The following is a 3,591-nucleotide window of genomic DNA, read 5'->3' as shown; positions in this document are numbered from 1 at the left end:
GCGCCGCTACCGCCACCGCCGCCCCCGCCGCTCGACGAGCTGGCACTTGCTGCGATCTGAATCACCGGTCCGATGATGAACAAGACGCCGCTGATGATGAATGACACGCCGCTCAGGAATGTGAGGTATTCCCCGCTTGCCGAGAGGAAGTTTTGAAATCCCGAGTTGTTCAGCAGACTCACGATGGACGTTATCAATCCCGACGGCCCACCCGACGCGAGCCGCTGCAGCGTTTGCGGCAGCGCCGAGACCAGTTGGGAGAGCTCCTGTTCGACGGTGCCGACCGGGGTGCTGGCGGCTTGCGTGACGGCCGCCGCTTGGCTGGCCGTACCAGCCGGATTTGTGGCTTGCCGGGGCGAGGCGAAAGGGGTCAGGGTCGCCGCGCTGGCCGAGTTGGCCGCGTACCCATACATGGCGGAAGCGTCTTGGGCCCACATCTCGGCGTACTGAGCCTCGTTAGCCATGATCGCCGGGGTGTTCTGGCCCAGCAGGTTTGTCGCGATCAGCGTCGCCAGCTGTGCGCGGTTGGTCGCGATCACGGCAGGGGGAACCACCGCCGCGAACGCCGCATCGAATGCGGCGACCGCTGCCATCGCCTGGGTGGCCGACTGTTGAGCTTGTGCACCCGTCGCGCTCATCCACGCCACCAGCGGCGTGGCCGCTGCTGTCATCGATTCCGACGCTGGCCCCTGCCACGAGGTGCCCGACAAGTCGGCGATCATCGACTGGAAAGAATCCGCCGCGGAAAACAGCTCGGCGGCCAGACCGTTCCAGGCGCGCGCGGCGACCAGCAACGATTCCGGCCCGGGCCCCGAGTAGAGGCGGCCGGAGTTGATTTCGGGCGGCAACGCTCCGTAATCCAATTCGCGTCCCCTCGATTCCATCTTTGACCGCCGCCCGCAACGGGCCGCACAACGTCGGCGTCGAGGGCAACCTCCCCGATTCGGCCCGGGTTAAACGCGGTGCCGGGGTTTCGGCATGACATCTCCGCTGCTCGCGTGGCCACGGGATGTCCGCGGCCGCGGGTAAACTGGCCGGATGCCCGACGCCATCGCTGCCGCCCAGCCGTCGGTGCCGCATCGGTTCCACGTGCACCTCGACATCGCCGTGGTCGTCGCGGTGCTGGTGCTGACGAACCTGATCGCGCACTTCACCACGCCGTGGGCCAGCATCGCCACCGTCCCGGCCGCCGCCGTGGGCCTGGCTGTGCTGATGCGCGCCAGGGGTCTGGACTGGGCCGACCTCGGCCTGGGCCGCGCGCACTGGCGCTCCGGGCTCGGGTACGCGCTGGGCGCCGTCGCCGTCGTGGCGGCCGTGATCGCGGTCGGGATCCTGCTGCCGATGACCCGGCAGATGTTCCTGAACAACCACTACGCCACGATCTCCGGCGCCCTGATCGCCTCGATGATCGTCATCCCGCTGCAGACCGTGATCCCCGAGGAGCTCGCGTTTCGCGGCGTGCTGCACGGCGCGCTGAACCGCGCCTGGGGCTTTCGGGGCGTGGCGCTGGGCGGCTCGCTGTTGTTCGGTCTGTGGCACGTCGCCACCTCGCTGGGCCTCACCAGCAACAACGTCGGCTTCACCCGGCTGTTCGGCGGTGGGTTCGCCGGGATGCTGGCCGGGGTGACGTTGGCGGTGTTGGCCACCGGGGCCGCCGGGTTCGTCTTCAGCTGGCTGCGCCGGCGCAGCGGCAGCCTGATCGCGCCGATCGCGCTGCACTGGTCGCTCAACGGGCTCGGCGCCCTGGCCGCGGCGCTGGTCTGGCACCTGTCGACCTGAGCCCCCGCTACACGAGCAGCACCGCGGCTCCGGCGATGCGCCCGGCGCTGAGATCGCTCAGCGCCTCGTCGGCCCTTCCGAGCGGGTACTCCGGCGTGGTGACCTCGATGTGGTGCTGCCCGGCGAAGTCGAGGAAGGCCCGCGCGTCGGCCCGCGTGTTCGAGGTGACCGACCGGACTTGGCGCTCCTGAAACAGGTGCCGCTGGTAGTTCAGCGGCGGGATGTCGGAGAGGTGAATGCCCGCGATCGCCAGCGTGCCGCCCCGGTCCAGCGCCTCCAGCGCGGGCAGCACCAGCTCGCCGACGGGGGCAAACAGGATCGCGGCGTCCAGCGGCACCGGTGGCGAATCGGCGGCGCCCTGTGCCGACGCCGCCCCGAGCTCCAGCGCCAGCTTGCGGGCCTCGGCGCCGCGGGTCATCACGTGCACCTCGGCGCCCTGCGCCAGCGCCACCTGCGCGGTGATGTGGGCGCTGCCGCCGAAGCCGTAGAGCCCCAGCCGCCCGCCGGGCGGCAGCTCGGCGCGCAGCAGCGAGCGGTACCCGATGATGCCGGCGCACAGCAGCGGGGCCAGCTCGCTGTCGCTGTAGCCGCTCGGTAGGTGGTGCGCGAACGCGGCCGGGACGGTGGCGAATTCGGCGTACCCCCCGTCGGCGTCCCAGCCGGTGTACCGGGATTGCGGGCACAGGTTCTCGTCGCCGCGGCGGCAGTACTTGCACACGCCGCAGGTGTGGCGCAGCCAGGCGATGCCCACCCGGTCGCCGGGTTCGAACCCGTCCCCGGCCGCAGCGCCCACTTCGACAACCTCGCCCACCACCTCGTGCCCGGGCGTCACCCCCTCGCGGTGCACGGGGAGATCACCCTCGGTCACGTGCAGATCGGTGCGGCACACGCCGCACGCGCGCACCGCCACCAGCAGCTCCGACGGCTCCGGTCGCGGCACCTCGGCGGTGACCTGCTCGAGTGGGCCGGTGTCCATCGGCCCCGGGCGGCGCACCCGCCACGCGCGCATCGTCGTCGCCGTTGAGGCCATCACTACATCATGCCGCTATTGGCCACGGCCGCAACGGGTTAGCTCGCCACGGGTCGCTGCGGCGTCGATGCGGGAGCAGGAGTGACTTCGCCCGCGGGCGCCTGCCCCGGGGCGGGCGCGGGCGCCGGTGCGCCGGGGGCCGGCGCAGGTGCTCCCGGTGCCGGCTCCGGGGCGCCCGGAGGCGGCGGCGGGGCGGCCGGCGGTGTCCAGGGCTGGATCGACTGCGCCAGCGCAATGGCCGCATTCGTGTCCACCGGATCGTTCGAGGTCCCCAGCCACACCACGAACCAGCGCTGCGGGGGTCCGTTGCCGGCCGAGGGCGAGCCGACCACGCCGGTCCAGATCTGGCCGTTCGGCTTGGACGGGTCGCTGAATTTCACCTCGTAGTACGACGCGCTTCCGGTGATCCCGTTGGCGCCGGTCAGCGGGGCCGTCACCTGGTTGATCCGGGTACCGGGGTACGGCATGAAGAACTCACCCATGTCGGAGCCCAACCGGACCGCGGCCTTGGCGTCGGTGGTTTCGGCGCTGGCGTAAAGCTTTTGGTCCAGGCGGCCCATCACCACGCGGGTGTCGTTGGCGACCGGCGGCGCCTGCCCCGGCATCGGCGGTTGACCCGTGGTCTTGCTCAGCAGCTCCGAACCGTAGTCGAGGTGCGAGGCGTCGGACTCGACCCAGCCGGGGGGCAGCACGAAGCTGAATCCGCCGACGGCGTTGCCGATCCGGCCAGCGTTGGGGTCGACGGGCGGGGGCGGCGGCGCGTTCGGGTCGCCCGGTGGTGG

4 protein-coding genes are annotated in these 3,591 nt (G+C 71.3%); 1 reads left to right on the top strand and 3 read right to left on the bottom strand.

All coding sequences use genetic code 11. The features are described from left to right. A partial coding sequence (locus tag A5673_RS23040) for a PPE family protein (RefSeq protein WP_369806518.1) occupies positions 1-794 on the bottom strand: 794 nt, incomplete at its 3' end. Positions 795-1,038: 244 nt separating this feature from the next. Between A5673_RS23040 and A5673_RS23035 the strand changes: the two genes are divergently transcribed. Further along, positions 1,039-1,779, top strand: coding sequence for a CPBP family intramembrane glutamic endopeptidase (locus A5673_RS23035; RefSeq protein ID WP_068237986.1), 741 nt, complete (start codon positions 1,039-1,041; stop codon positions 1,777-1,779). Positions 1,780-1,786: 7 nt separating this feature from the next. Here A5673_RS23035 and A5673_RS23030 read toward each other — a convergent pair whose 3' ends face one another. Beyond that, a complete protein-coding gene (locus tag A5673_RS23030) occupies positions 1,787-2,809 on the bottom strand; it encodes a zinc-binding alcohol dehydrogenase family protein (protein ID WP_068237981.1) in 1,023 nt (340 codons plus the stop codon). Positions 2,810-2,847: 38 nt separating this feature from the next. After that, positions 2,848-3,591, bottom strand: a 744-nt coding sequence (locus A5673_RS23025) for an alanine and proline-rich secreted protein Apa (RefSeq protein ID WP_231971431.1), incomplete at its 5' end; no start/stop codon positions are given.

Source organism: Mycobacterium sp. E3198 (assembly GCF_001667015.1).
Classification (GTDB): domain Bacteria; phylum Actinomycetota; class Actinomycetes; order Mycobacteriales; family Mycobacteriaceae; genus Mycobacterium.
This window is presented reverse-complemented; position numbering and strand designations above follow the sequence as displayed.

Excerpts from the sequence above, each read along its gene's own strand:
- A5673_RS23030 (WP_068237981.1), bottom strand. The coding sequence starts at position 2,809 with ATGGCCTCAACGGCGACGACGATGCGCGCGTGGCGGGTGCGCCGCCCG.
- A5673_RS23035 (WP_068237986.1), top strand. The coding sequence starts at position 1,039 with ATGCCCGACGCCATCGCTGCCGCCCAGCCGTCGGTGCCGCATCGGTTC.